Source organism: Terrabacter sp. AAH1 (assembly GCF_054456855.1).
In genome coordinates this window covers 85453-110854 of sequence record NZ_JBTJJV010000006.1, presented here as the reverse complement: position 1 = coordinate 110854, position 25402 = coordinate 85453, and the positions used below count along the sequence as shown (strand labels likewise).

The window sequence follows — 25402 nt, the reverse complement described above, 5'->3', positions numbered from 1 at the left end:
CGTTCGAGCCGTCATCAGCGGCGAGCCTCCGGAAGAACAGAGCGCGAGCTCCCACTAGACCCGGACGGGTGGGCCCGTCACAGCCTTCGACAAGAGCGGTCGTATGCCGTTCGCCGGGCTCGGCGGGCGACGTGCGGCAAGCGGGGTGGTACCGCGGCAGCCCTCGGCAGTCGTCCTCGTGCAGGTGACGAGTGACCGACGCGACCGCAGGAGACCACGAGCATGACCTACCCCAAGGTCACCACGAACGACGACGCAGCCGACCCGTCGAACCGGGCCGGCGTCCCGTCCAACCCCCGCTTCCCCGAGATCGAGGAGCGGGTCCTCACGTACTGGGACGAGGACGGCACGTTCATCGCGTCGGTCGAGAACCGCGACGCCGGCACCGACGGCGACAACGAGTTCGTCTTCTACGACGGCCCGCCCTTCGCCAACGGCCTGCCCCACTACGGACACCTGCTCACCGGCTACGTCAAGGACATCGTCCCGCGCTACCAGACGATGCGCGGCAAGCGCGTCGAGCGCCGCTTCGGCTGGGACACCCACGGCCTCCCGGCAGAGCTCGAGGCCCAGCGCCAGCTCGGCCTCAAGACGAAGCAGGACATCGTCGAGCTCGGCATCGACACCTTCAACGACGCGTGCCGCAGCTCGGTGCTCAAGTACACGGGGGAGTGGCGCGACTACGTCACCCGCCAGGCCCGGTGGGTCGACTTCGACAACGACTACAAGACCCTCGAGCCCGACTACATGGAGTCGGTCATCTGGGCCTTCAAACAGCTGCACGAGAAGGGCCTGGTCTACGAGGGCTTCCGCGTGCTGCCCTACTGCTGGAACGACCAGACGCCGCTGTCGAACCACGAGCTGCGCATGGACGACGACGTCTACAAGATGCGCCAGGACCCCGCCGTCACGATCGGCCTGCGGCTCGAGACCGGCGAGCTGGCCCTCGTCTGGACGACGACGCCGTGGACCCTGCCGGCCAACCTCGGCATCATGGTCGGCCCCGACATCGACTACGTCGTCGTGGAGTCCGACGCGACGGGCACGACGGAGCGCTACGTGATCGGCGCGGCCCGGCTCGCGGCATACGCCAAGGACCTCTTCGGGGCGGACGTCGACGCGGCGTCGCTCGACGAGCGGATCGTCCAGCGGCTCAAGGGTTCCGACCTCGTCGGGCGGGCGTTCACGCCCCCGTTCTCGTACTACCGGGGCCACGAGCGCGCCCACTTCGTCTTCCCGGCCGACTTCGTCACCACCGAGGACGGCACCGGGCTGGTGCACACCGCCGGCGCCTTCGGTGAGGAGGACAAGATCGTCACCGACGCGGCCGGCATCGAGCCCGTCGTGCCCGTCGGCCCCGACGGCCGCTTCACGTGGCCCGTCACCGACTACGAGGGCATGCACGTCTTCGACGCCAACCCGCACATCATCGACCACCTCAAGGCGGCCACCCGCGGCGAGGGCGAGACCGGGTCGGTGACCGCCGGCACGGTGCTGCTGCGACGCGAGACCTACGACCACAGCTACCCGCACTGCTGGCGCTGCCGCGAGCCCCTCATCTACATGGCCGTGTCGTCGTGGTTCGTCGAGGTCACGAAGATCAAGGACCGCATGCTCGAGCTCAACCAGCAGATCGAGTGGACGCCAGGTCACATCAAGGACGGCCAGTTCGGCAAGTGGCTCGCCAACGCGCGCGACTGGTCCATCTCGCGAAACCGCTTCTGGGGCAGCCCGATCCCGGTCTGGAAGTCCGACAACCCCGAGTTCCCGCGCATCGACGTCTACGGCTCGTTCGCCGAGCTCGAGCGCGACTTCGGCGTGGAGGTCAAGGACCTGCACCGGCCGTTCATCGACTCCCTGACGCGCCCCAACCCCGACGACCCGTCGGGCCGGTCGACGATGCGGCGCGTCGAGGACGTCCTCGACGTGTGGTTCGACTCCGGGTCGATGAGCTTCGCCCAGGTGCACTACCCCTTCGAGAACGCCGACTGGTTCGAGCACCACTTCCCAGGCGACTTCATCGTCGAGTACATCGGGCAGACGCGCGGCTGGTTCTACACCCTGCACATCCTCGCGACGGCCCTCTTCGACCGCCCGGCCTTCGAGACGTGCGTCAGCCACGGCATCGTGCTCGGCTCCGACGGGCAGAAGATGAGCAAGTCGCTGCGCAACTACCCCGACGTGCGCGAGGTCTTCGACCGCGACGGCGCCGACGCCATGCGCTGGTTCCTCATGAGCAGCCCCATCCTGCGCGGCGGCAACCTCGTCGTCACCGAGCAGGGCATCCGCGACGGCGTGCGCCAGGTGATGATCCCGCTCTGGAACGCCTGGTCGTTCTTCGCGCTGTACGCCAACACCGCCCGCGGCGGAGAGGGCTACGAGGCCAAGCACTCCACGGCGTCCACCGACGTGCTCGACCGCTACCTGCTGGCGAAGCTTGGCGAGTTCGTCGGTGACATGACCGAGCAGCTCGACGCGTACGAGATCGCGGCCGCGTGCGACACGATGCGCGGCTTCCTCGACGTGCTCACCAACTGGTACATCCGTCGCTCGCGCGACCGCTTCTGGGGCGGGGAGACCGACGAGTCGCTGGCCGCGTTCGACACGCTCTGGACCGCGCTCGAGACCGTCACACGCGCTACGGCGCCGCTGCTGCCGCTCGTCACCGAGGAGATCTGGCGCGGCCTCACGGGCGGCCGGTCCGTCCACCTCGCCGACTACCCGAGGGCCGCAGACCTGCCGCACGACCACGACCTCGTCGTCGGCATGGACCGCGCCCGCGAGGTCTGCTCGGTCGCGTCCAGCCTGCGCAAGGCCCGGGCGCTGCGAGCCCGGCTGCCCCTCGCCGAGCTCACCGTCGTCACGGCCGACCCGGCGGCGCTCGAGCCGTTCCGCGGGATCATCCAGGACGAGCTCAACGTCAAGGCCGTCACCCTCGTCGACGTGGCGACGGCCAGCGAGTCCGACTTCGGGGTGAGCCAGCGCCTCACCGTCAACGCCCGGGCCGCCGGCCCGCGCCTCGGCAAGGACGTGCAGCTCGCCATCAAGGGCAGCAAGAGCGGTGACTGGTCGGTCGACGCCGACGGGTCCGTGACGTCAGGTGGCCTGGCGCTCGTCGAGGGGGAGTACGCCCTCGAGACCGTCGTGGCCGGCGACGCTGCCGAGAACGGGGCCACCGCGATGCTCCCGTCGGGCGGCTTCGTCGTGCTCGACACCCGGGTCTCGCCGGCACTCGCGACCGAGGGGCTCGCCAGAGACCTCGTGCGCGCCGTGCAGCAGGCACGCCGCGACACCGGTCTGCACGTGAGCGACCGGATCAGCCTCACCATCCAGGGCGGCGCCGAGGTCTTCGAGGCGACGGTGACCCATCGCGACCTCATCGTGGGCGAGACGCTCGCCGCGCAGTTCGCCGCGGCAGGCCCCGACCACGTCCTTCCCGACGGGCTCCCCGGCACCCCGACCGAGGTGGTCGTGGGCGACAACCACGCTGCGACGATCCTGGTGGCCAAGCGATGATCGTGAACCGCGAGGACGAGCTGGAGGGCACGGACATGGGAGTGACGCCCGAGCAGGACCACCGCGAAGGGCAGCCCGACGCCAACGGGGTGGTGGTGCGCGGCGCCGTCGGCGACGACCTCGCCGGTGTGCTGTCGGTCGGTCACCGCACCTGGCTCGCGACCTACGAGCCGATCGCAGGCCCGGAGTACGTCGCGATGGGACTGGCGAAGTGGTGGACGAGCGACGTCGTCACCGACTCCATCCGCAAGGGCCGCACGATCGTGGCCACCCAGGGCGACGACGTCGTCGGCGTGGCGACCTACGGCCCCCAGGACGACGCCTTCGTGCTCTGGAAGCTGTACGTCCTGCCCGGCCACCACGGCCACGGCATCGGCACGCGCCTGCTGGAAGCCGTCGTCCAGCGCGCGCTCGAGAACGACCAGCGGCGGATCACGCTGTCCTACCTCGAGGGCAACCGGCAGGCGGCCCGCTTCTACGCCCGGCACGGCTTCGTCGAGACGCACCGGGAGACGCCGGGCTCGGGCCTCCCCGAGAGTGTCTGGATGGTGCGCGACCTCGACGGCGCCCGCCCCGACTCGGACGGAGCACGGGCATGAGCGGCCGTCCCGACGCGTCGGCCGTCGAGGCCGCTCGCAACCTCGAGGAGATGAAGCGGATGCGCGAGATCGAGGAGGAGATCCTCGCCCGCGCCCCCGAGAACGACATCGGTCCCTCCCTCGAGCGCATCAACGCGGTCATGGAGCTCGCCGGCGACCCCCAGCGCACCTACCCGTCGATCCACCTCACGGGCACCAACGGCAAGACCTCCACGAGCCGCATGATCGACGGCATATTGCGCGAGAGCGGCCTGTCCACCGGGCGGTTCACGTCGCCGCACCTGCACGACATCCGTGAGCGGATCACGTTGTCGGGCAAGCCGATCCCGCGTGAGAAGTTCATCGCGGCGTACGAGGAGGTCGCGCCGCTGGTGGACATCGTCGACGCCCGCTCCCTGGAAGAGGGCGGACGCCGGATGAACTTCTTCGAGGTGCTCGTCGCGGTCGCCTACGCGGCCTTCGCCGACGCGCCCGTCGACGTCGCGATCATCGAGGTCGGACTGGGCGGCTCGTGGGACGCGACGAACGTCATCGACGCCCAGGTCGCGGTGGTCACGCCCGTCGACCTGGACCACACCCACCTGCTCGGAGACGACGTCGTCGCCATCGCCGAGGAGAAGAGCGGCATCATCAAGGCGGACTCCGTCACCGTCTCGGGTGTGCAGGACGAGGACGTCGCGCGCGTCCTCCTCGACCGGGTGCAAGAGGTCGGCGGCGCCCGCATCGTCTTCGAGGGCAACGACTTCGGCGTGCTCGCGCGTGAGGTCGCCATCGGGGGCCAGCAGGTCTCGCTGCGTGGCCTCGCGGGGGAGTACCCCGACCTGTTCCTGCCGCTGTACGGCGCCCACCAGGCGAGCAACCTCGCCACGGCCGTGGCGGCCGTCGAGTCGTTCATCGGCGGAGGGGAGCAGCGCATCGAGCACGACGTGCTGCTCGCCGCCTGCGCGGCCATGACCTCGCCCGGGCGCCTCGAGATCGTGCGCCGTTCGCCCACGGTCCTCGTCGACGCGGCGCACAACCCCCACGGTGCCCGCTCACTCGTCGCGGCGCTGGACGAGTCGTTCACGTTCACCCGGCTCGTGGGCCTGGTCGGGATCGTCGCCGACAAGGACGCGGTCGGCATGCTCGAGGTGCTCGAGCCCGTCCTCGACCACGTCGTGGTGACCCGCAGCTCCTCGCCGCGCGCGCTCTCACCGAGGAAGCTCGGCGAGCTCGCCGTCGAGCTCTTCGGCGAGTCCCGGGTGACAGTGGTCAGCGACCTGCCCGACGCACTCGAGCAGGCCGTCACCCTCGCGGAGGCCGACGGGATGGGCGGGGGCGTCATCGCGACGGGCTCGGTCATCACCGCCGGCGAGGTGCGCATGCTGCTCGGCCTCACCGACGTGTGACCTCGTAGGCTGGGGGCGTGAGCCCCGCAAAGGTCTTCCTGGTCCTCGCCGTCGTGGTCGTCCTCGTCGTGTTGTGGGGGCGCGTCGTCGGCCGCAAGGACCCCGACCGCGAGCTCGTCGGCCTCACCGACGCCGTGCGGGGCAAGGTCAGCCGCGAGATCAGCGCAGGGCACAAGATCAACGCGATCAAGATCTACCGCGAGGCGACCGGCGCCCCGCTCGCCGACGCGAAACGGGCCGTCGACACCTGGTTCGTGCCGGGGCAGGGGCCCGGGGTGCGCGACGCCGCAGCGTCCTTCACCGAGGGCCGCCTCACCGACGAGGGCCGCGCCCGCATCAGCGAGCTGATCCTCGCGGGGCGTCGCGAGGACGCCATGGCCCTCTACGCCGATGCGACGGGCGCGAGCAGCTCCGAGGCGCAGGCGATCATCCGCAGCTGGGACACCAGCCAGGACTACTGAGCCCTCGGCTCACCCACCGACCACCAGCTCCGACAGCGCGAGGCAGCCCACCGCATGCGATCCATCCCGTTGCACGGCCAGACCGGCAAGTTCACCTTCCGCATGCTCGCGACGGTGCTCGGAGGGGAGTCCATCTGCATCCTCCTGGGTGCCCTGGTCGCGCGCGGCGTGAGCGCGGCGGACGGCGGCGGCGGGCGCAGCACGGCATACCTCCTCGTGGGCTTCGGGCTCGGCGCGCTGTGTGTGGTGGCCGCCGGGATGATGCGTCGCCCGTGGGGCCTGACACTCGGGTGGGTCGTGCAGGCCCTCACCCTCGTGAGCGCGGTCATCGTGCCGATGATGCTCGTCGTCGGGCTCTTCTTCCTCGCCCTGTGGGTCACGTGCCTCGTCAAGGGGGCGCAGATCGACGCCGAGATGGCTCGTCGCGAGGCGGCCGCCGGTGTCGGAGAAGGGCCGTCGGGCGCCGAGGGCGCGGCCGATAGGGTGGACGGGTGACCATCGAACGCTCCCTCGTCCTCGTCAAGCCCGACGGTTTCCAGCGCGGCCTCACCGGGGAGGTGCTGCGCCGCATCGAGGCGAAGGGCTACTCCCTCGCTGCCCTCTCGATCCTCACCCCGACGCGCGAGCAGCTCGCGGCCCACTACGCCGAGCACGAGGGCAAGCCCTTCTACGAGCCCCTCGTCGAGTTCATGAGCTCGGGCCCGGTCACCGCCGTCGTCATCGAGGGCCAGGACTGCGTCAAGGGCTTCCGCAGCCTCGCCGGCGCCACCAACCCCACCGAGGCCCTTCCCGGCACGATCCGCGGCGACCTCGGCCGCGACTGGGGCACCAAGGTGCAGCAGAACATCGTCCACGGTTCCGACTCCGTCGAGTCGTCTGCCCGCGAGATCGCGATCTGGTTCCCCGAGCTCTGACGGGAACAGGTGCCACAGGCGTCACAGGCACCACTCGAGTCACCCATCCGGCGACACACCCCGGATGCCCTCGGGGACGGCGCGGCGTCGCGACACAATCCCGGCCATGAGCACCTGGCCCGCCTTCGGTCGCGACCTCGCGATCGACCTCGGCACGGCCAACACGCTCATCCACGTGCGCGGACGCGGCGTCGTCGTCGAGGAGCCGTCGGTCGTCGCCGTCGAGGTGAGCAGCGGGCGCCTCGTCGCCGCGGGCAGCCGCGCCAAGGAGATGCTCGGCCGGGCGCCGGGCACCATCCGTGCCGTGCGGCCGCTGCGTGACGGCGTCGTCTCCGACGCCGACGAGACCGAGCGCATGCTGCGCTGGTTCATCGACCAGGTGCGCACCTCCCGGCTCGTGCGGCCTCGCATGGTGCTCTGCGTCCCCAGCGAGATCACCGGCGTCGAGCGCAGGGCGCTCGAGGACGCCGCGACCCGCTGCGGCGCCCGTCGCGTCTACATGGTCGAGGAGCCGATGGCGGCCGCCATCGGCGCCGGGCTGCCGGTCTACGACACGGCGGCGAGCATGGTCGTCGACATCGGCGGCGGCACCACCGACGTCGCCGTCATCAGCCTCGGCGGCATCGTCACGTCCAGCTCGTTGCGCATCGCCGGCGACGAGATCGACGAGGCCCTCGTCAGCCACGTCAAGAGCGAGTACTCCCTCCTGCTCGGCGAGCGCAGCGCCGAGGACATCAAGGTGGCCGTCGGGTCGGTGTTCCCGCTGCGCGAGGAGCTGACGACGCGCCTGCGCGGACGCGACCTCGTGACCGGGCTGCCCAAGACGGTGCAGGTCGGCTCGGTCGAGGTGCGGCGCGCCATCGAGGGGCCGGTCCTGCAGATCATCGAGCTGGTGCGCGCGACGCTCGACGTGTGCCCGCCGGAGCTCTCCGGCGACATCCTCGACCGCGGCATCACGCTCACGGGCGGGGGCGCACTGCTGCGCGGGCTCGACGAGCGCATGCGCCACGAGCTCGGGGTCCCCGTCCGCGTCGCCGAGGACCCGCTTCGTGCGGTCGCGCGCGGGGCCGGACGCTGCGTCGACGAGTTCTCCAGCCTCGAACGCGTGCTCGTCGGCGACCACCGCCTCTAGCCGTATGCCGTCCACCGCCCGCCGCCGCCTCCTCGTCGTCCTGGCGTCGTTGACCGTCGCGCTGTTGCTCGCCGACCTCGCCGGCTGGGGCGTGGCCGACGGCGTGCGTCGGGCCGGGGCCGTCGTCCTGGGACCCGTGCAGCGGGCACTGTCCGGGGCGCAGCCCGACGCGCTCACCGCCCTCGAGCGCGAGAACGTGCGGCTGCGCACGCAGCTCGCCGACGAGCGACGACGCGCCGCCGACCTGGGCCGCCTCGACGAGCTGCTCGGCTCCACCACCACGGCAGGTCGCACGCTGGTTCCGGCCCGTGTCGTCGCCAGCGACCTGAGCCCCCTCGGCGGACGCACGGTGACGCTCGACGTCGGCTCGCGCGACGGGGTCCGCGCCGACTCCACGGTCGTCTCAGCCGAGGGCCTGGTCGGTCGGGTCGTGTCCGTGGCGCCGTGGACGAGCGACGTCCAGGTGCTCGGCAGCGCAGGTTCCGTCGTCGCCGTGCGGGTCGGCCCCGCCGGAACCCTCGGCACGGTGAGGACCCCGGTCGCGGGAGACGTCGAGTCGCGCCCCCGCGGGTCCCTGAGCCTGTCCACCATCGCGCCCGGCACCGCCGTCGTGGGCGACGTCGTGCGCACCTTGGGGAGCGTCGACGAGACGCCGTATGCCGCGGGCGTCGTGGTCGGCACGGTGACCGCGGTCGATCCCGACCACGGCCAGCTCACCCGAGGTGCGACGGTGCGCCCGGCAACCGACCCCGACGCGATCGACGTCGTCGCCGTCATCGTGCCGACCGCCCGCTCGACACCACGCAGCGCGACGGGGGCCACCCGGTGAGGCCGACGCTGCTGGGAGTGCTGCGCACCGCATACGTCGTCGGGGCGGCCCTGACGACGGCGACCCTGCTCCCACGGCTCGGCGTGCCGCAGCAGTGGGTGCCCGACCTCGTGCTGGTCGGGGTCGTCGCCACCGCCGTGCTGAGAGGGCCGGTGCACGGCGCGCTCGCGGGTCTGCTGGCCGGTTGGGTCGTCGAGCTGGTGCCACCGGTCGGCAGCCCGCTGGGCCTGATGCCCCTGGTCGCCATGCTGGCCGGCTTCGTCGCGGGGCTGTTCCGGCGCTCGTCGTCACGGTCGTGGCTGCGGGCGCCCGCGGCCCTGGTCTGCGCCGCGGTCGTGGTGCTCGCGGGTCGGGTGGCCTCGGCCGTGCTCGCCGAGGGCGGGGTCGAGCCGGCCGTCGACGCCTCGCGACTCGCCTCGACCGTGGTCCTGGGCGCCGTGCTGCTGCCGGCCCTGCTCGTGGTCGACCGCGCCCTCGTGCGGCGGAGGCTCGGGTGACGGGCGTCGGCCGGCGACCGGGAGCCCGGGTGCCGCGGTGGACGAGGCGACGGCTGGGGCGAGGTGCGCGGCGGCGGGTCGGTGTCGCCGGGGTGGTGCTCGTGCTGCTCGTCACCCTCTTCGGGCTGCTGCTCGGCCGGCTCGGGCAGCTCCAGCTCGTCCAGGGCCCGCAGCTGGCGCGCGCCGCGACGACGGTGAACACGCGCACGGTCACCGACCACGCCCTGCGTGGACGCATCCTCGACCGCAGGGGCGCCCCGTTCGTCGCGAACACCTACGACACCGTCGTCACGGTGCAGCGCTCGGTGCTCGTCGAGGCGGAGGACGGCGGTCGTGACCTCGTGACCCGCGTCGCCGCAGTGCTCGGGCTGCCCTTCGACCGGCTGTGGGGCAAGACGATGCTCTGCGGAACGGCCGGGGCACCGCCGGCGCCGGCATGCTTCAACGGCTCGCCCTACGTGCCGATCCCGCTCGCGTCCGGGGTCGACGCGCGGCGCGCCCTCACCCTCGTCGAGCAGCCGGAGAAGTTCCCCGGCGTCGACGTCGCCACGTCACCCGCTCGCGACTACGCCCGTCCCGCAGGCGCGCTCGCGCCGCACCTGATGGGCTGGGTGGCCCGCGCCAACGCCGACGAGGTCACCGGCAGCGGGGGTCGGGTCGACGCCGACGACGTCGTCGGCCGGTCGGGCCTCGAGGCCCAGTACGACTCGGTCCTGCGCGGCACCAACGGCCGCACTGTCGTGGCCATCGACCCGCGGGGCATCGTCACCGACACCGTCGACGTCACGCCGCCGGTGTCGGGCCGCGACGTCGTCACCCACCTCGACGCACGGCTGCAGGCCCGCACCGAGGCCGCGCTGGCGCGCGCAGTGACGCACGCCCACGCGCTGAAGTTCCGGGCCGACACGGGCGCGGCCGTCGTCGTCGACGTGACGAACGGCGCGGTCGTCGCCGCCGCGAGCTACCCCTCCTACGACCCGGCCGCGTTCGCGGGTGGCATCACCAGCGCCGAGCTCGCCCGGCTGACGAGCCCGGCGGCCGGCAGCCCCCTCACGTCCCGGCTGACGGCCGAGACGTTCCCGCCGGCCTCGACCTTCAAGGTCGTCTCCGTGCCGGCAGCGGTCAACGCCGGCGCGAAGCTCACCGGCCGCTACGACTGCTCGCCCGACGTGTCCATCGGCGGCCGCACCTTCAACAACTTCGAGTCCCGCGGCTACGGCCTCATCGACCTGCACCGGGCGCTCGTCGTCTCGTGCGACACGGTCTTCTACCGGCTCGCGTATGCCGCCTGGCTGGCCCAAGGAGGCCTGGCCGCGCCGCCGGGCGCCGTCGACCCGTTCGTCGCGATGGCCAAGGCCTTCGGCCTGGGCCGGCGCACCGGCATCGACATCCCGGGCGAGGCGGCCGGCCGGGTGCCCGACCGCGTCTGGAAGGAGGACCACTGGCTCGCGACGAAGGACGCGAGCTGCCGGCGGGCCGCCGGCGGCTACCCGGAGGTCGCGCGCACCGACCGTGCCCGCGCCGACTACCTCAAGCGGCTCGCGACCGAGAACTGCGCCACCGGCTACCAGTACCGCGCCGGCGACGCCGTCAACTTCTCGATCGGCCAGGGCGACACCGCGGTCACCATCCTCCAGATGGCCGGCGTCTACGCCGCCATCGCCAACGGCGGCACGCTGTGGCAGCCCCAGCTCGCAGCCGCCTTCCGCGCGCAGGACGGCTCGACCACCCCGATCGCGCCGAAGCGGGTCGGCACGGTGCCCCTGCGCGCCGCCGTCCTCGCATACGTGCGGGCCGCCCTCGGCGACGTCACCCGGCCGGGCGGCTCGGCGGGCACGGCGTTCGCCGGCTTTCCGCAGTCCCGCTACCCGGTGGCCGGCAAGACCGGCACCGGCGAGGTCTTCGGCCGGCAGGCCACCGCCTGGTTCGCCGGCTACGGCCCGACGACGAAGCCGAGGTATGCCGTCGTGGTGGTCGTCGGGCAGGGCGGCTCCGGCTCGAAGGTGGCGGCCCCTGCCGTGCGCCAGATCTTCGATGCCATCCTTGCCCTGGGGTTGTAGGCGCAGGCCGCGGCCGGCCTGCGACATCCGACCCCGACCTGACGAGAGGGTGCGAGCGTGGACGACTACCTGAGGAGCGACGCCCCGGTCATCCAGGTTCTCGACCGGGCCTGGGACCGCAGCCGGCTCAGCGCCCGCACGCGGTTCGAACGGCTCCGCACGCGGGCCTTCCTGCTCGTGCAGTCGGCGGTGGCCGCGGGTGTGGCGTGGTGGTTCGCGACCGACGTGGTCGGTCACCCGTCGCCCTTCTTCGCGCCGATCGTGGCCGTCATCTGCCTCGGCATGTCCTACGGCCAGCGGCTCCGGCGCGTCTTCGAGGTCGCGATCGGTGTCGCCGTCGGGGTCTTCACCGCCGACGTGTTCGTGCACCTCGCAGGCAGCGGGCCCTGGCAGATCTCCGCCGTCGTGCTCGTGTCGATGGCCATCGCGACCCTGCTGCACGGCAGCGCGGTCATCGTCACGCAGTCCGCCGTGCAGGGCATCGTCATCGCGGCCCTCGTCGCCAGTCCCGGTCAGGCGTTCAACCGGTGGACCGACGCGCTCATCGGCGGCGGCATCGCGCTCGTGGCCGCGACCGTGGTGCCGCAGGCGCCGCTGCGTCGACCACGGGTGGCGGCCGCGGCGGCCGTGCGCAAGATCGGCGAGCTGCTGCGCCGAGCGGCCGCCAGCGCGCGTGACGGCGACGTGCCGGCGGCGGCCGAGGTGCTCGCCTCGGCCCGTGCCACCGAGTCGCTGCTGCGCGAGCTCGGTTCGGCCGCTGACGAGGGCCTCTCGGTGCTGACCTCGTCGCCGTTCAAGCGGCAGCACGCGGCCGGCGTGCGCAAGATGGTCGACCTCGTCGAGCCGCTCGACCGGGCGATGCGCAGCACCCGCGTGCTGGTACGCCGGGTGACCGTCGCCGTGGGGCGTGGCGAGCCGCTGCCGCCGGGTTACGTCGAGGTGCTCGTCGAGCTCGCCGCCGCCACCGACGTCGTCGGTCGAGCCCTGTCCGAGAACGCGTCACCCGAGATCGGGCGGACAGCCCTGCTCGAGGTGGCGAGGGCGACCGCGACGCTGCCGCGCACGTCGAGCCTCGCGACCGAGACGGTGCTCGCGCAGATCCGCTCGACCGTGGTCGACCTGCTCCAGGTGACCGGCCTCGACGTCGACCAGGCCATCGCCGCGGTGCCCCCCGAGCGCCCCCGGGACATCTGACGCAGCACCGATCGAGAGAACGCTGCGTCACGGGCGGTGGCGTGGCGGGGGAGAGGGGGAGACGGCGAAGGGCCGGGTCCTCGCGGACCCGGCCCTCCGGCATACGTGCTCGGTCGACTGGTGTCAGTTCGACGGGGTGTACTCGTGCGGACCCGTCTCGAGCTTCTGGACGCGGGGGTCACCCGCGTCGGCGAAGTAGTCGGCCGGGATGGTCTCGTCGACGCCCTCGGGAGCCTTCACGGCCCGGAGGACGAGGGTGAGGACCGCGGCCACGATGACGTTGATCGCGAACGCGGTGAGCGCGATGTAACCGAGCTGGCCGATGACCGGGATCGAGGCGACCGACCCGGCGAAGGGCGCACCCGTCGCCTTGTTCGTCACGTTGTACGCGCCGAGCGTGCCGTAGACCATGCCGACCGCCCAGCCGGCGAGCAGCGCCCACCGGTGGAACCAGCGCGTGTAGAGGTAGAACACGAGCGACGGGAACGTCTGGAGGATCCAGATGCCGCCGAGCAGCTGGAAGTTGATCGCGTTGCTCTTGTCGAGGAGCAGCACGAACAGCAGCGCGAACGCCTTGACGACCAGCGAGGTGACCTTCGAGACCTTGGCCTCCTGCTGGACCGTCGCGTCGGGCTTGATCCACGCCTTGTAGATGTTGCGCGTGAAGGTGTTGGCGGCGGCGATCGACATGATCGCGGCCGGCACCAGCGCGCCGATCGCGATCGCGGCGAAGGCGATGCCCGCGAACCACGACGGGAACATGTCCTCGAACAGCTGGGGCACGACCAGCTGCGCGTTCGGCTTGCCGTCGAGACCGATCGGCTTGGTGCCGGCGGCGATCGCGACCCAGCCGAGCAGCGCCAGCAGGCCGAGGAGGAACGAGTACGCCGGCAGGATCGAGGCGTTCTTGCGGATCGTGTTGCGGTTCTTGGCCGACAGGCTCGCCGTGATCGAGTGCGGGTACATGAACAGGGCCAGGGCCGAGCCGAGGGCCAGCGTGCCGTAGGCCCAGTACGCCTTGTCGCCGGGGATGAAGACGTTCTTGTTGCCCGTGGCCGCGTTCGTGGTCGTCGTCATCTTCTCCTTGGCCGCGTCGAAGATGTGGTCCCAACCCCCGACCTTCGAGGGCAGGTAGATCACCGCGACGATGATGACGAGGTAGATGAGGATGTCCTTGACGAACGCGATGATCGCAGGCGCGCGCAGGCCCGACGTGTACGTGTAGAGCGCGAGCACGAGGAACGCGATGAAGATCGGCGCGTCCTTGGCGATGATGTTGCCGCCGCCACCGACACCGGCCACCTCGAGCACGGCCTGGATGCCGACGAGCTGGAGGGCGATGTAGGGCATCGTCGCGAGGAAGCCGGTGACCGCGACGGCCAGCGACAGCCCGCGCGAGCCGGACCGGCCGTGCACGAAGTCGGCGGGCGTCACGTAGCCGTGGCGGTGCGACACCGACCACAGGCGCGACATGAACACGAAGATGATCGGGTAGAGCACGATCGTGTAGGGCACGGCGAAGAAGCCGTTGACGGCGCCGAAGGCGAACATCGCGGCGGGCACGGCGACGAAGGTGTAGGCGGTGTAGAGGTCGCCGCCGAGCAGGAACCACGTGATCCACGTGCCGAAGGAGCGGCCGCCGAGTCCCCACTCCTCGAGGCTCTCCATGCTCGCGGGGCGACGCCACCGCGCGGCCCAGAAGCCGGCAGCCGCGACGACGACGAAGAAGAAGATCAGCACGGCCAGCGCGACGCCGTTGACGCCCGTGTTGGTGGCCGCGGGGGCGATGGCGCTCATCGGAGGCCGTCCTCTCGGGACTCGTCGTCGAGGTACGCGTCACCCTCGGGGTTCATGGGGACGTGGGGTCGGGCCTTGAGGACGATCCGGTACGCCGTGTAGGTGAAGACGGAGCAGATCACGACCCAGAGGAACTGGTACCAGATGAAGAACGGGAAGCCCGCAACGCGCGGCTCGTCCTTGGCGTAGGTGCCGACGAGCATGAGGGCGACGACGGGTATGGCGAGGAGCACGCCGGCGAGAGCCAACAGGCCCTTGTTCGCCGGTGGCGCCTCGTGGCGATGCGGAGTGGTGCTCACGCGAGTGACCTCCGTTGGTCGGGGCCGGATGGGTTCGGCCGTGCGTCGCGGAACTTACTCTCGCGGGCACGCGTCATGTGGCCTGCGACACAGCCATTTCCGCAGATGGTTGCTGATCGTGACGTACCCCCGGACGCCGTCTCGAAGCCGTCTGGCGCACGGATAGGCTGTGCGCCATGGCTGATTTCGATGTCGTTGTGCTCGGTGCCGGTCCTGGTGGCTACGTCGCGGCGATCCGCGCGTCGCAGCTCGGCAAGAAGGTCGCCGTGGTCGAGAAGCAGTACTGGGGCGGCGTCTGCCTCAACGTCGGCTGCATCCCGAGCAAGGCCCTGCTCAAGAACGCCGAGCTGTCGCACACCCTGACCCACGAGAAGCAGAAGTACGGCATCGAGGGCGACGCCACGATGAGCTTCGGCCCGACGCACGCCCGCAGCCGCAAGGTGTCCGAGGGCATCGTCAAGGGCGTCCACTTCCTGATGAAGAAGAACAAGATCGAGGAGATCGACGGCTGGGGCACCCTCACCTCGGCCACGTCGATGGACGTCGCGCTCAACTCCGGCGAGAAGCGCTCGATCACCTTCGACAACCTCATCCTCGCGACCGGCTCCGTCACCCGGATGATCCCCGGCGTGCAGGTGAGCAAGAACGTCGTCACCTACGAGGAGCAGATCCTCGACCCCGAGCTGCCCGGCTCGATCATCATCGCCGGCTCCGGCGCCATCGGCGTCGAGTTCGCCTACGTCATGAAGAACTTCGGCGTCGACGTCACCATCGTCGAGTTCCTCGACCGTATGGTCCCGACCGAGGACGCCGACGTGTCCAAGGAGCTGCTCAAGCACTACAAGAAGCTCGGCGTGAAGGTCATGCTCGGCACCAAGGTCGAGTCGGTGGAGGACACCGGCTCGGGCGTGCGGGTCACCGTCAGCCCGGCGGCGGGCGGCGACCAGCAGGTGCTCGAGGCCGACCGGCTGCTGTCGGCAATCGGCTTCGCCCCGCGCACCGAGGGCTACGGCCTCGAGGCGACCGGCGTCCAGCTCACCGACCGCGGCGCGATCGAGATCGACGAGTTCTGCCGCACCAACGTCCCGAACGTCTACGCCATCGGTGACGTCACCGCGAAGCTCATGCTCGCGCACGTCGCTGAGGCCATGGGCATCGTCGCCGCAGAGACCCTCGCCGGGGTCGAGACGATGGCCATCGACTACCGCTTCATCCCGCGGGCGACCTACTGCCAGCCGCAGATCGGCTCGATGGGTCTCTCCGAGGCGCAGGCCAAGGAGGCCGGCCACGACGTCAAGACGGCGACGTTCCCGTTCTCCGCGAACGGCAAGGCCATGGGCCTCGGCGAGCCGGTCGGCTTCGTCAAGGTCATCGCCGACGCCGAGCACAACGAGATCCTCGGGGCTGCCCTCATCGGCCCCGACGTCACCGAGCTGCTGCCCGTGCTCAACCTCGCGCAGACGTGGGACCTCACCGCCGACGAGATCTCGCGCACCGTCTTCGCGCACCCCACCCTGGGCGAGGCCGTCAAGGAGGCCGTCCACGGCATCGCCGGCCACATGATCAACTTCTGACCCTCGGCGACCACGACGAGTGGCGTATGCCGTCCGGTCGGCTCACGAGGGCGCTCCCGCTGTGCGGGGGCGCCCTTGCGCCTTTGCTGCTGGCCCTCGTGCTCGGCGGCTGCACGACCCAGACGACCGAGCCGCGGCCGAGCCCGCCCATCCGGTCGATCTCGTCGATCTGGTCGGACACGTCGGACACGTCGGACTCGTCGGACTCGGTGGGCTCGTCGAACCGGACCGGCCGGGTGATGCCCGGCACCGGGATAACGCCCGTGCCGGAGCAGGTGACGTGCTTCGTCGAGAAGGACCTGTCGCCGGACCTCCAGCTGCAGCCCGGGGAGCTGTGGCCCGGTGCAGCGCAGGAGGTCGGTGGCCCAACGATTCACCAGGCTCGACGCCGAGGGCTGCGCCCCGACGGCGAAGCCTCCGGGCGACTGCGAGCGAGGGGCGTTCCCCTGGGTCCTGTCCCAGGACCGAGCGACCTACGCGTGGTCCGGCGCGCGCTCGGTCGTCGCCGGCATCGCGGCGGCACGGCTGGCTGCCGGTCCCGGCGTCTCCAAGGGCGACGTCGCGCTCGAGTACGTCCTGCTGCGCTTCGACCGGGGCGACCCGGCGCGCGCCACGACGAGCAGCCTGCTCTCCGAGATCGTCCGGCGCTGCGGCCACGCACGACCCGGCAACCTCGGCGGCGCGACGGGCCTCGTCGCGACCCAGCAGAGCTTCTTCGGTGCGGGCCACCCGGCGGCGCGGGGGGTCCTCGTCAGGGAGGGTGACGACCTGCTCTGGCTGCTGCTCGACGGTGGCGCGTGGTCGTCGGCCTCCGAGGAGCATGCGGTCGGGCTGGCCGTCCGACGCCTCCGCGCCGGCTGACGCCCCTGAACGGCAGTCTGCCGGGGACAGCAGGACGCCCCCGCGAATCCCGCGGGGGCGTCCTGAAGGGTGCAGCTCGTGCGGCCCGATCAGTACCAGTGCTTCCTGCCACCGATGGCGCGACCCGTCGCACCGAGCACGTACAGGACGATGCCGACCACCAAGAGGATGGCCCCGATGGTCACCAGGATGCTGAGGGACTTAACGAGCAGTCCGATAATCAGCAGGATGAGTCCGAGAATGATCATGGTGTGGCGTGACTCCTTCAGATGTTGTCCCCGAGCAGAGTGTCCGTACCCGTCGGGCGCTCCGGAGCCACGCCGGACCGGTCACGAAACGGTCACACGGCCCGCCCGGCTCGATTAGGGGGGCGCTCCCGTGCGCTGTTACCCTTGGAGGCGCCGTAGTCCGGCCGCGGATCGATAGCGCCCAGGTGGACATGCCCTGGAGCACCGCGCAACGAGAAGAGAAGGAGTCGGTTCATCCATGCCTTTGGACGCTGACGTCAAGAAGAAGATCATGACCGAGTACGCCACCGTCGAGGGCGACACCGGCTCTCCCGAGGTGCAGATCGCGATGCTCACGCAGCGCATCAAGGACCTCACCGAGCACGCTCGGGCCCACAAGCACGACCACCACAGCCGTCGTGGTCTCCTCCTGCTCGTCGGCCGCCGCAAGCGCATGCTGCGCTACCTCGAGGCGACCGACATCGAGCGCTACCGTTCGCTGATCAAGCGACTCGGTCTGCGTCGATGAGTTCGTGACGAAAGGCGGTCACCGCGTTCTCGCGGGGACCGCCTTTCGTCGTAGGTGCGGGTCGGCGACGCTCGACCGCCGCACCGGGGCCGCCCGGCCCCAGAGAAGGAACAGCACGCAAACCCAGCACACAACGACGATGTGCGCGGGCACTTGAGAAAAAGAAAGCGAGGGCCCACATGGAGGGTCCAGACATCACCTTCGCCGAGGCCGTCATCGACAACGGCAGCTTCGGCACCCGCACGGTCCGGTTCGAGACCGGCCGCCTCGCCAAGCAGGCCGGCGGCGCCGTCACGGCCTACCTCGACGACGACACGATGCTCCTGTCGACGACGTCCGCCGGCAAGCAGCCGAAGGACCAGTTCGACTTCTTCCCGCTGACGGTCGACGTCGAAGAGCGCATGTACGCCATCGGCAAGATCCCCGGCAGCTTCTTCCGCCGTGAGGGCCGTCCCTCGACCGAGGCGATCCTCACCTGCCGTCTCATCGACCGCCCGCTGCGCCCGACCTTCAAGAAGGGTCTGCGCAACGAGGTCCAGGTCATCATCTCGGTGTTCTCGCTGAACCCCGACCACCAGTACGACGTGCTCGCCATCAACGCGGCAAGCGCCTCGACGCAGATCTCCGGCCTCCCGTTCTCGGGCCCCATCGGTGGCGTGCGCGTCTCGCTCATCGACGGCCAGTGGGTCGCCTTCCCGAACTTCTCCGACATCGAGCGCTCCGTCTTCGACATGGTCGTCGCCGGTCGTGTGGTCGGTGACGACGTCGCGATCATGATGGTCGAGGCCGAGTCCACCGAGTCGACGTGGGACCTCGTCAAGAACGAGGGCAAGCAGGCGCCGACCGAGGAGGTCGTGGCCGAGGGCCTCGAGGCCTCCAAGAAGTTCATCAAGCAGCTCTGCGAGGCCCAGGCCCAGCTCGCTGCCGACGCCGCCAAGCCGGTCCAGGACTTCCCGGTCTTCCTCGACTACGAGGACGACGTCTACGCCGCCGTCGAGTCCGCCGTCGAGGCCGACACGACCGCTGCCCTGACGATCGCCGGCAAGCAGGAGCGCGAGGAGCGCCTCGACGAGATCAAGGCCGCCGTCAAGGCGCAGCTCGCCGAGCAGTTCGAGGGGCGTGAGAAGGAGGTCTCGGCCGCCTTCCGCTCCGTGCAGAAGAAGCTCATCCGCCAGCGCATCCTGCGCGACAAGGTCCGCATCGACGGCCGTGGCCTCGCCGACATCCGCGCCCTGGGCGCCGAGGTCGAGGTCCTGCCGCGCGTGCACGGCTCGGCGATCTTCGAGCGTGGCGAGACCCAGATCATGGGTGTCACGACGCTCAACATGCTCAAGATGGAGCAGCAGCTCGACACGCTGAGCCCCGTCACGCGCAAGCGCTACATGCACAACTACAACTTCCCGCCCTACAGCACCGGTGAGACCGGCCGCGTCGGTTCGCCGAAGCGCCGCGAGATCGGTCACGGCGCCCTGGCCGAGCGTGCGCTCATGCCGGTCCTGCCGACGCGCGAGGAGTTCCCCTACGCGATCCGCCAGGTGTCCGAGGCTCTCGGCTCCAACGGCTCGACGTCCATGGGCTCGGTCTGTGCCTCGACCCTCTCGCTGCTCAACGCCGGTGTGCCGCTGCGCGCCCCGGTCGCCGGCATCGCGATGGGCCTCGTGTCCGACACCGTCGACGGTGAGACGCAGTACGCGGCGCTCACCGACATCCTCGGTGCCGAGGACGCCTTCGGCGACATGGACTTCAAGGTCGCCGGCACCAAGGAGTTCGTCACGGCCATCCAGCTCGACACGAAGCTCGACGGCATCCCCGCCACCGTGCTCGCCGGCGCGCTGACCCAGGCCCGCGACGCGCGTCTGCACATCCTCGACGTCATGGCCGAGGCCATCGACGTGCCCGACGAGATGAGCCCGTACGCGCCGCGCATCATCACGGTGAAGGTCCCCGTCGACAAGATCGGTGAGGTCATCGGCCCGAAGGGCAAGATGATCAACCAGATCCAGGACGACACGGGCGCCGACATCTCGATCGAGGACGACGGCACGGTGTTCATCGGCGCCGTCGACGGCCCGTCCGCCGAGGCCGCGCGAGCGGCGATCAACGCGATCGCCAACCCGCAGATGCCCGAGGTCGGGGAGCGGTTCCTCGGCACCGTCGTCAAGACGACGACCTTCGGCGCGTTCGTCTCGCTGCTGCCCGGCAAGGACGGCCTGCTGCACATCTCCGAGGTGCGCAAGCTCGTCGGCGGCAAGCGGATCGACAGCGTCGACGACGTCGTCAAGGTCGGCCAGAAGGTCCAGGTCGAGCTCAAGGAGATCGACCCGCGCGGCAAGCTCAGCCTCGCCGCGGTCCTGCCCGACGGTGAGGGCGACAAGGCCGGCGACAAGGCCGGCGACTCGGAGCCTGCCGACGCCGAGGCGCCCGCGGAGGTCTGACCTTCACGGTCCGAACGGATCACGAGCGGCCCGTCACCCCGGTTGGGGTGGCGGGCCGTTGGGTTCCCCCAGATCTCCCACGGCAAGGGCGGCCGGTTCAGAGGATGCGGTTGACGATGTTCCAGCCGGTCCCCATCAGCACCCGGGGCTGCCAGCCGGACGCCGAGCGCGGGTAGAGCCATAGACGCCCCGACCCGTCGCGAGCCACGATGTCGGGCACCCGGTCACCGTCGAGGTCGCCGGCGCTCGCCAGCGCCGTCATCGCGGCCCACCCCGTTCCGATCCGCACCCGCGTGAGCAGGCCGCCCGTCCCGTTGCCGGGGTAGAGCCAGAGGTAGCCGGTGGAGCGCTCGCGAGCGACGAGGTCGGCCCGTCCATCGCCGTTGACATCGCCAGTGCCGACGATGGCATCCATGCTGTTCCAGCCGGCGCCGAGTCGCGCACGGGCACCCAGCCCGCTGCGCCCGTTCCCCGGGAAGAGGAACAGCTCTCCGGTCGAGGACCGCCTGACCAGCACGTCGGGCCGCTGGTCGCCGTTCCAGTCGCCCACGCCCACGACCACGTCGTAGATACCCCAGCCCGTGGCGATGCGGGTGCGCGGCAGGAGCCACCCACCTCTGCCGTTGCCCCGGTACAACCACAGGGAACCGGTGGAGGTCTCGCGAGCCAGGACGTCCTGGGAGCCGTCGCCGCTCACGTCGCCGACCGTCTCGATCGAGGCGAAAGCGCCCCACCCTGCCCCGAGCACGACTCCGGTGCTGATGCCGCCGGCGCCGTTTCCGGCGTAGAGGCGCAGGGTCCCCGTGGACGCCCAGCGGGCAAGGACGTCGTTCTTCCAGTCACCGTTGAAGTCGGCGGTGCTGCCCGACGACGTCGCGGGTGGCGCGGGGAAGGCCGTGAACGCGTACGGCTCGCACGTGCGGTCGAAGTCGTAGGTGTCGTTCCACCACTGTGAGAGGTAGGGACGGCCGCCCGAAAAGCTGGCTTGGGTGCACCGTTCGAGCGCCTCCGCCGGGTAGTCGAGGGTGCCGGCCGTGGCCCAAACCGGCACGGCCGGCAGCCACCACGACCCCGTGATCGCCTGCCAACCCGAGGCGTTGGAGTAGACGCCGTAGGCGAAACCCGCCTCCTTGAGGCCCCGCATGATTCCTTCGATCACGAAGCGGTTCTCGAGGCGCTGCGCCGCGGTGGCTGACGGCCACGGCTGCGCGCTGCGGGGCTCGACGTCGATCCACACCACCGGGGGGCGCCAGGCGACGCGCGCCAGGCTCGCAACGGCATACCTCGCTTCGGCGTAGCCGACGTTGGACAGCCTTGCCGCCCGAGTCGTGCTCTTCCACGGCCCGGTGGCACCATAGGTCGACAGCTGGGTCGCCGTCGGGAAGCCTGCCATGGTGTACGCGTGGGCAGGCCGGGCGTTGGTGCGCACCCAGGCGATCTGGCTCGCCAGGCAAGGGTTCTCGGTGAAGGGCAGCCCCTTTGTCAACCCCGCCAGCACGAAGCCCGTCGTGGTCGGCGGCATCGGCAGCCCGAATCCGCCCACCGACGCGGGGCACTGCGGCCACGAGATGTCGTGCCCGAAGAGGACGGCGGCCGACGCGGTGGGCTGGCCCGGCGCCACGAGGAGGCCGAGCACCACCCCGATGGCCGCGAGGGGGATGAGGGCCAAGCGTCGCAGCCTGGCCGGAATCCATTGGTATCGTGACGATTCGGGCATGCGAACCACTTCCTCCGTACTTCGATTGTCCCGCCCCGATGTCGCGGCAGCGCCCCCGTGTGACCCACGAGTCCGTATGCCGTGGGGCACGGGTCCCGACGCGCCAAGGCGGCCTCGTTACGCTGGGCCGGTGACCGAGACGACCGACACGACACGACAGCCGCAGCGCCCGCTCAAGGTCGCCGTCATCGGCGCGAAAGGCCGGATGGGCTCCGAGGCGGTGCGCGCCGTGGAGGCGGCCGAGGGGCTCAGCCTCGTCGGCGCCTTCGGCTCTGGCGACCAGCTCGGCGACCTCGGCGGCGCCGACGTCGCGGTGGAGCTCACCGTCCCCGACGCGTCACCGGCCAACGTCGCCCACTGCGTGGAGCGCGGCATCCACGTGGTCGTCGGCACGACGGGCTGGGACGACGAGCGTCTCGACGTCCTGCGCCGACAGCTCGCCGACGCGCCCCCTGCCGGGACCGGCACCGGTGTGGGTGTGCTCATCGCGCCGAACTTCGCGATCGGTGCCCTGCTGCTGATGTCCTTCGCCGCCAAGGCCGCTCCGTTCTTCGAGTCGGTCGAGGTCATCGAGCTGCACCACCCGGCCAAGGTCGACGCGCCCTCCGGCACCGCGGCCCGCACCGCGGCGATGATCGGCCGGGCGAGGTCCGACGCCGGGTGCCCGGCCGTGCCCGACGCGACCACCCACGACCCCGACGGTGCGCGCGGGGCGAAGGTCGACGGCGTACCCGTGCACTCGGTGCGCCTGCGCGGCCTCACCGCCCACCAGGAGGTGCTGCTCGGCAACGTGGGGGAGATGCTGACCCTCCGGCACGACTCCTTCGACCGCAGCAGCTTCATGCCGGGAGTGGTCGCGGCGGTCCGCGCGGTGGGCGACCACCCGGGGCTGACGGTCGGTCTCGAGCACTACATCGGCCTCGACTGAGGCCTCCGAGTGGCCATCCCGAAGGTCGTCCTCTTCTACGCCTTCCGACCCCTCGTCGACCCGGACGCGCTGCGGCTGTGGCAGCGTGACCTCTGCGAGGGTCTGGGGCTGCGGGGACGGATCCTGCTGTCCCGTCACGGGATCAACGCGACCGTCGGCGGCGACGTCACGGTGCTCAAGACGTACGTCCGCAAGACGCGGGAGTACGCCCCCTTCCACGACATCGACGTGAGGTGGAGCGACGGGACGGGGCTCGACGCCCACGGACGCAGCCTCGACTTCCCCCGCCTGGTGGTCAAGGCCCGTGAGGAGATCGTGTCGTTCGGTGTGCCCGACGAGGTCGTGGTCGACGACAGCGGCATCGTCGGCGGCGGCACGCGGCTGAGCCCCGACGAGCTCGACGCCCTCGTCGCGGAGCGCGGCGACGAGGTGGTGCTGCTCGACGGGCGCAACGCGGTCGAGGCCGAGGTGGGGCGCTTCCGCGGCGCCGTGGTGCCCGACGTCCGGCACACCGCCGACTTCGTGCGCGAGCTCGACTCCGGCAGGTGGGACGACCTCAAGGGGCGCCCGGTGGTCACCTACTGCACGGGCGGCATCCGCTGCGAGGTGCTGACCAGCCTCATGCGCTCGCGCGGCTTCGAGGAGGTCTACCAGCTCGACGGCGGCATCGTGCGCTACGGCGAGCGGCGCGGCGACCGCGGGCTCTGGGAGGGCCGGCTCTACGTCTTCGACGAGCGGATGACGGTCCCCTTCACCGACGAGGCGGTCGACCTCGCGTCGTGCTCCCTCTGCGGCGCGTCGACGAGCAGGGTCGCCAACCGCGAGGACCTGCCCGGGCGCCCGCTGCGCCCGGTGTGTGACCGGCACGCCTGTGTCGAGGCGGCGTCCCGGGGTACGTCAGGGACGTAGGGGGCCGACACCCCGCACGACGAGGAGGACCTGATGAGCGGACAAGCAGCAGCGGTCGACCCGGTCAACGCCCAGCCCGAGAGCCAGTGCACCTGCGACAACTGCCCCGACGGCTGCACCTGTGACGGCTGCGTGTGCGAGGACTGCACCTGCGAGACCTGCGCCCACTCCGCTTGAGCGCTCAGGTGTGCCGGTCGCGCAGCTCGTCCGGCGCCCGCATGTGCCACGCGTCGGTGACGAGCTCATCGAGCCTGGGCAGGGTCACGACGTCGAGCCGCAGCAGGACGAGCGGCAGGCCGTCGTAGCCCGGAGCGGTGAAGAAGAGGTCCGGCTCGCCGAGCAGCAGGGCCTGCTTCTCCGCCTCGTCGCCGACGTAGAGCACCGCCACGTCGGTGCGGATGACGCGTCGCTGCCCCGGGATGCGCTCGGGCCAGGACCAGACGAAGCCCTTGCCGCCCACCCGGAAGTCGAAGCCCTCGCTCGGGACCTCCTCGACCTCGGGCAGCGCGAGCGCCAGCCTGCGCACGTCGTCGGCGTCGGCCACGGTCAGCCCCAGCCGAGGTGACGCAGCAGCGCCGCCGTGCCCGCACCGAGCACGACGACGACGATGAACGGGGCACGCAGCAGCAGGGCCACGACGGCGACCCCGACCGCGGCCACGCGCGCATCGAGGGTGAGTGACCCGTCGCGCTGTGTCAGCGTCTGCGTCGCGATGAGCGCCGCCAGCAGGGCGATGGGCAGCGCCGCGGTGACCCGACGCACCCGGGGGTCGTCGAGGACGCTGGCCGGCACGAGGTAACCGGCGAGCTTGAGGCCGAACGCGATCGCAGCCGCGAGCAGGATCGCCACCCAGAGCATCATGCGTCGCGCCCCCGCGGGGCCCGCCACACGATGAGCGCCGCGAACGCTGCGACGAGCACCGGGACGCCCAGCGGCAGGCTCGGCGAAAGGGCGATGGAGACGACGGCCGCGACGGCGGCCACGGCCACCGCGTCGCGACTGCGCAGCCGTGGCCAGAGCAGCGCCGTGAAGGCCGCGCACGCCGCGGCGTCGAGCCCGTAGGTGCGTGGGTCGCCCACCTGCGTGCCCAGCAGGGCACCCCCGAGCGTCGCGAGGTTCCAGAGCGTGAAGACGGCTCCGCCGGTGAGCCAGAAGCCGAGTCGTGAGGCACGCACGTCGTCCTGCGAGACCGCGACCGCGGTCGACTCGTCGATGGTCAGGTGCGCCGCACCGAGGCGCCGCAGGCCCGTGACCCCGAGCAGCTGGGTGAGCTCGAGCGCGTAGAGGCCGTTGCGCACCCCGAGCAGCGAGGAGGCGGCGATGGCGGCCGGCGCCGCCTGCACGCCACCGGCGACGATCCCGATGAAGGCGAACTGCGAGCCGCCGGTGAACATCAGCAGCGACAGCGCCATGGCCTGCCAGACGTCGAGGCCCGCCGCGACGGCCAGTGCGCCGAAGCTGATGCCGTACGCCCCCGTGGCGATCCCGACGGAGAGGGCCTCGCGCACGACGACCGTCCGTTCGGCACGGGGAAGG

The 25402-nt window shown here is 71.2% G+C and carries 26 protein-coding genes; 18 read left to right on the top strand and 8 right to left on the bottom strand.

Going from position 1 to position 25402, the window contains the following annotated elements; translation table 11 throughout:
• Positions 1–222: 222 nt before the first annotated feature.
• From ileS to ACXR8F_RS11730, 11 genes are all read left to right on the top strand, one after another.
• Complete coding sequence (gene ileS / locus ACXR8F_RS11780) at positions 223–3516, top strand: isoleucine--tRNA ligase (protein WP_458800644.1); 3294 nt, start codon at positions 223–225, stop codon at positions 3514–3516.
• Complete coding sequence (locus ACXR8F_RS11775; RefSeq protein WP_082080863.1) at positions 3513–4115, top strand: GNAT family N-acetyltransferase; 603 nt, start codon at positions 3513–3515, stop codon at positions 4113–4115. The genes ileS and ACXR8F_RS11775 overlap by 4 nt, the downstream gene beginning before the upstream one ends.
• Positions 4112–5503: a bifunctional folylpolyglutamate synthase/dihydrofolate synthase gene (locus ACXR8F_RS11770; RefSeq protein ID WP_458800642.1), complete on the top strand. Its 1392-nt coding sequence runs from the start codon at positions 4112–4114 to the stop codon at positions 5501–5503. The genes ACXR8F_RS11775 and ACXR8F_RS11770 overlap by 4 nt, the downstream gene beginning before the upstream one ends.
• A 17-nt stretch (positions 5504–5520) precedes the next feature.
• Positions 5521–5964 carry a hypothetical protein gene (locus ACXR8F_RS11765; protein WP_045190541.1) on the top strand — a complete coding sequence of 148 codons (444 nt, stop codon included), beginning with the start codon at positions 5521–5523 and terminating at the stop codon, positions 5962–5964.
• 54 nt (positions 5965–6018) lie between these two features.
• Positions 6019–6459 carry a DUF4233 domain-containing protein gene (locus ACXR8F_RS11760; RefSeq protein WP_458800640.1) on the top strand — a complete coding sequence of 147 codons (441 nt, stop codon included), beginning with the start codon at positions 6019–6021 and terminating at the stop codon, positions 6457–6459.
• Entirely contained in the window at positions 6456–6878 is a 423-nt protein-coding gene (gene ndk / locus ACXR8F_RS11755) for a nucleoside-diphosphate kinase (protein WP_045190537.1), read from the top strand. The genes ACXR8F_RS11760 and ndk overlap by 4 nt, the downstream gene beginning before the upstream one ends.
• 106 nt (positions 6879–6984) lie before the next feature.
• The gene (gene mreB, locus ACXR8F_RS11750; protein WP_458800637.1) at positions 6985–8010 is read left to right on the top strand and encodes a rod shape-determining protein MreB; all 1026 of its coding nucleotides are present in this window, start codon (positions 6985–6987) and stop codon (positions 8008–8010) included.
• Positions 8011–8014: 4 nt separating this feature from the next.
• Positions 8015–8839 carry a rod shape-determining protein MreC gene (gene mreC, locus ACXR8F_RS11745; RefSeq protein WP_458800635.1) on the top strand — a complete coding sequence of 275 codons (825 nt, stop codon included), beginning with the start codon at positions 8015–8017 and terminating at the stop codon, positions 8837–8839.
• A gap of 17 nt (positions 8840–8856) precedes the next feature.
• Positions 8857–9336 (top strand): rod shape-determining protein MreD, encoded by a 480-nt coding sequence (locus tag ACXR8F_RS11740; protein ID WP_458800633.1) that lies wholly within the window; start codon positions 8857–8859, stop codon positions 9334–9336.
• 29 nt (positions 9337–9365) lie between these two features.
• The gene (mrdA, locus tag ACXR8F_RS11735) at positions 9366–11396 is read left to right on the top strand and encodes a penicillin-binding protein 2 (protein WP_458800631.1); all 2031 of its coding nucleotides are present in this window, start codon (positions 9366–9368) and stop codon (positions 11394–11396) included.
• A gap of 57 nt (positions 11397–11453) precedes the next feature.
• Positions 11454–12590 (top strand): FUSC family protein, encoded by a 1137-nt coding sequence (locus tag ACXR8F_RS11730; RefSeq protein ID WP_458800629.1) that lies wholly within the window; start codon positions 11454–11456, stop codon positions 12588–12590.
• A gap of 123 nt (positions 12591–12713) precedes the next feature.
• On the opposite strand, the gene mctP is transcribed toward ACXR8F_RS11730, so the two are convergent.
• Both mctP and ACXR8F_RS11720 read right to left on the bottom strand, forming a co-directional pair.
• Positions 12714–14387 (bottom strand): monocarboxylate uptake permease MctP, encoded by a 1674-nt coding sequence (gene mctP, locus ACXR8F_RS11725; RefSeq protein ID WP_458800627.1) that lies wholly within the window; start codon positions 14385–14387, stop codon positions 12714–12716.
• Positions 14384–14686, bottom strand: coding sequence for a DUF3311 domain-containing protein (locus ACXR8F_RS11720; protein ID WP_458800625.1), 303 nt, complete (start codon positions 14684–14686; stop codon positions 14384–14386). The genes mctP and ACXR8F_RS11720 overlap by 4 nt, the downstream gene beginning before the upstream one ends.
• Positions 14687–14862: 176 nt before the next feature.
• Here ACXR8F_RS11720 and lpdA point away from each other — a divergent pair, with 176 nt between their 5' ends.
• On the top strand, positions 14863–16260 hold the full coding sequence (gene lpdA, locus ACXR8F_RS11715) for a dihydrolipoyl dehydrogenase (protein WP_045190526.1): 1398 nt from the start codon (positions 14863–14865) through the stop codon (positions 16258–16260).
• Here lpdA and ACXR8F_RS11710 read toward each other — a convergent pair.
• Complete coding sequence (locus ACXR8F_RS11710; protein WP_458800624.1) at positions 16250–16510, bottom strand: hypothetical protein; 261 nt, start codon at positions 16508–16510, stop codon at positions 16250–16252. The genes lpdA and ACXR8F_RS11710 overlap by 11 nt on opposite strands.
• Before the next feature lie 110 nt (positions 16511–16620).
• Between ACXR8F_RS11710 and ACXR8F_RS11705 the strand changes: the two genes are divergently transcribed.
• Complete coding sequence (locus ACXR8F_RS11705; protein ID WP_458800622.1) at positions 16621–17121, top strand: hypothetical protein; 501 nt, start codon at positions 16621–16623, stop codon at positions 17119–17121.
• An 89-nt stretch (positions 17122–17210) separates the two neighbouring features.
• Here the strand turns inward: ACXR8F_RS11705 and ACXR8F_RS11700 are convergent, their stop codons facing one another.
• Complete coding sequence (locus ACXR8F_RS11700; RefSeq protein WP_458800620.1) at positions 17211–17369, bottom strand: DUF6131 family protein; 159 nt, start codon at positions 17367–17369, stop codon at positions 17211–17213.
• Positions 17370–17607: 238 nt separating this feature from the next.
• On the opposite strand from ACXR8F_RS11700, the gene rpsO reads away from it, so the two are divergent.
• Positions 17608–17877: a 30S ribosomal protein S15 gene (gene rpsO / locus ACXR8F_RS11695; protein ID WP_045190522.1), complete on the top strand. Its 270-nt coding sequence runs from the start codon at positions 17608–17610 to the stop codon at positions 17875–17877.
• A 179-nt stretch (positions 17878–18056) separates the two neighbouring features.
• Positions 18057–20312 (top strand): polyribonucleotide nucleotidyltransferase, encoded by a 2256-nt coding sequence (locus ACXR8F_RS11690; RefSeq protein ID WP_458800618.1) that lies wholly within the window; start codon positions 18057–18059, stop codon positions 20310–20312.
• Between the two features lie 97 nt (positions 20313–20409).
• On the opposite strand, the gene ACXR8F_RS11685 is transcribed toward ACXR8F_RS11690, so the two are convergent.
• Positions 20410–21981: an FG-GAP repeat domain-containing protein gene (locus tag ACXR8F_RS11685; protein ID WP_458800616.1), complete on the bottom strand. Its 1572-nt coding sequence runs from the start codon at positions 21979–21981 to the stop codon at positions 20410–20412.
• A gap of 178 nt (positions 21982–22159) precedes the next feature.
• Between ACXR8F_RS11685 and dapB the strand changes: the two genes are divergently transcribed.
• The 3 genes from dapB to ACXR8F_RS11670 are packed head-to-tail and all read left to right on the top strand — an operon-like array spanning position 22160 to position 24043.
• Positions 22160–22957, top strand: coding sequence for a 4-hydroxy-tetrahydrodipicolinate reductase (gene dapB / locus ACXR8F_RS11680; protein WP_458800614.1), 798 nt, complete (start codon positions 22160–22162; stop codon positions 22955–22957).
• Between the two features lie 9 nt (positions 22958–22966).
• Positions 22967–23866 carry an oxygen-dependent tRNA uridine(34) hydroxylase TrhO gene (gene trhO, locus ACXR8F_RS11675; RefSeq protein ID WP_458800612.1) on the top strand — a complete coding sequence of 300 codons (900 nt, stop codon included), beginning with the start codon at positions 22967–22969 and terminating at the stop codon, positions 23864–23866.
• 33 nt (positions 23867–23899) lie between these two features.
• A complete protein-coding gene (locus tag ACXR8F_RS11670) occupies positions 23900–24043 on the top strand; it encodes a hypothetical protein (RefSeq protein WP_458800610.1) in 144 nt (47 codons plus the stop codon).
• Between the two features lie 4 nt (positions 24044–24047).
• Here ACXR8F_RS11670 and ACXR8F_RS11665 read toward each other — a convergent pair whose 3' ends face one another.
• Genes ACXR8F_RS11665 through ACXR8F_RS11655 form a run of 3 tightly spaced genes read right to left on the bottom strand, consistent with a single transcriptional unit; the run spans position 24048 to position 25374 of the window.
• Complete coding sequence (locus tag ACXR8F_RS11665) at positions 24048–24410, bottom strand: MmcQ/YjbR family DNA-binding protein (protein WP_458800608.1); 363 nt, start codon at positions 24408–24410, stop codon at positions 24048–24050.
• Between the two features lie 2 nt (positions 24411–24412).
• Positions 24413–24727: an AzlD domain-containing protein gene (locus tag ACXR8F_RS11660; protein ID WP_045190583.1), complete on the bottom strand. Its 315-nt coding sequence runs from the start codon at positions 24725–24727 to the stop codon at positions 24413–24415.
• Positions 24724–25374, bottom strand: a complete 651-nt coding sequence (locus ACXR8F_RS11655; RefSeq protein WP_458800605.1) for an AzlC family ABC transporter permease — start codon at positions 25372–25374, stop codon at positions 24724–24726. The genes ACXR8F_RS11660 and ACXR8F_RS11655 overlap by 4 nt, the downstream gene beginning before the upstream one ends.
• Between the last annotated feature and the right edge of the window lie 28 nt (positions 25375–25402).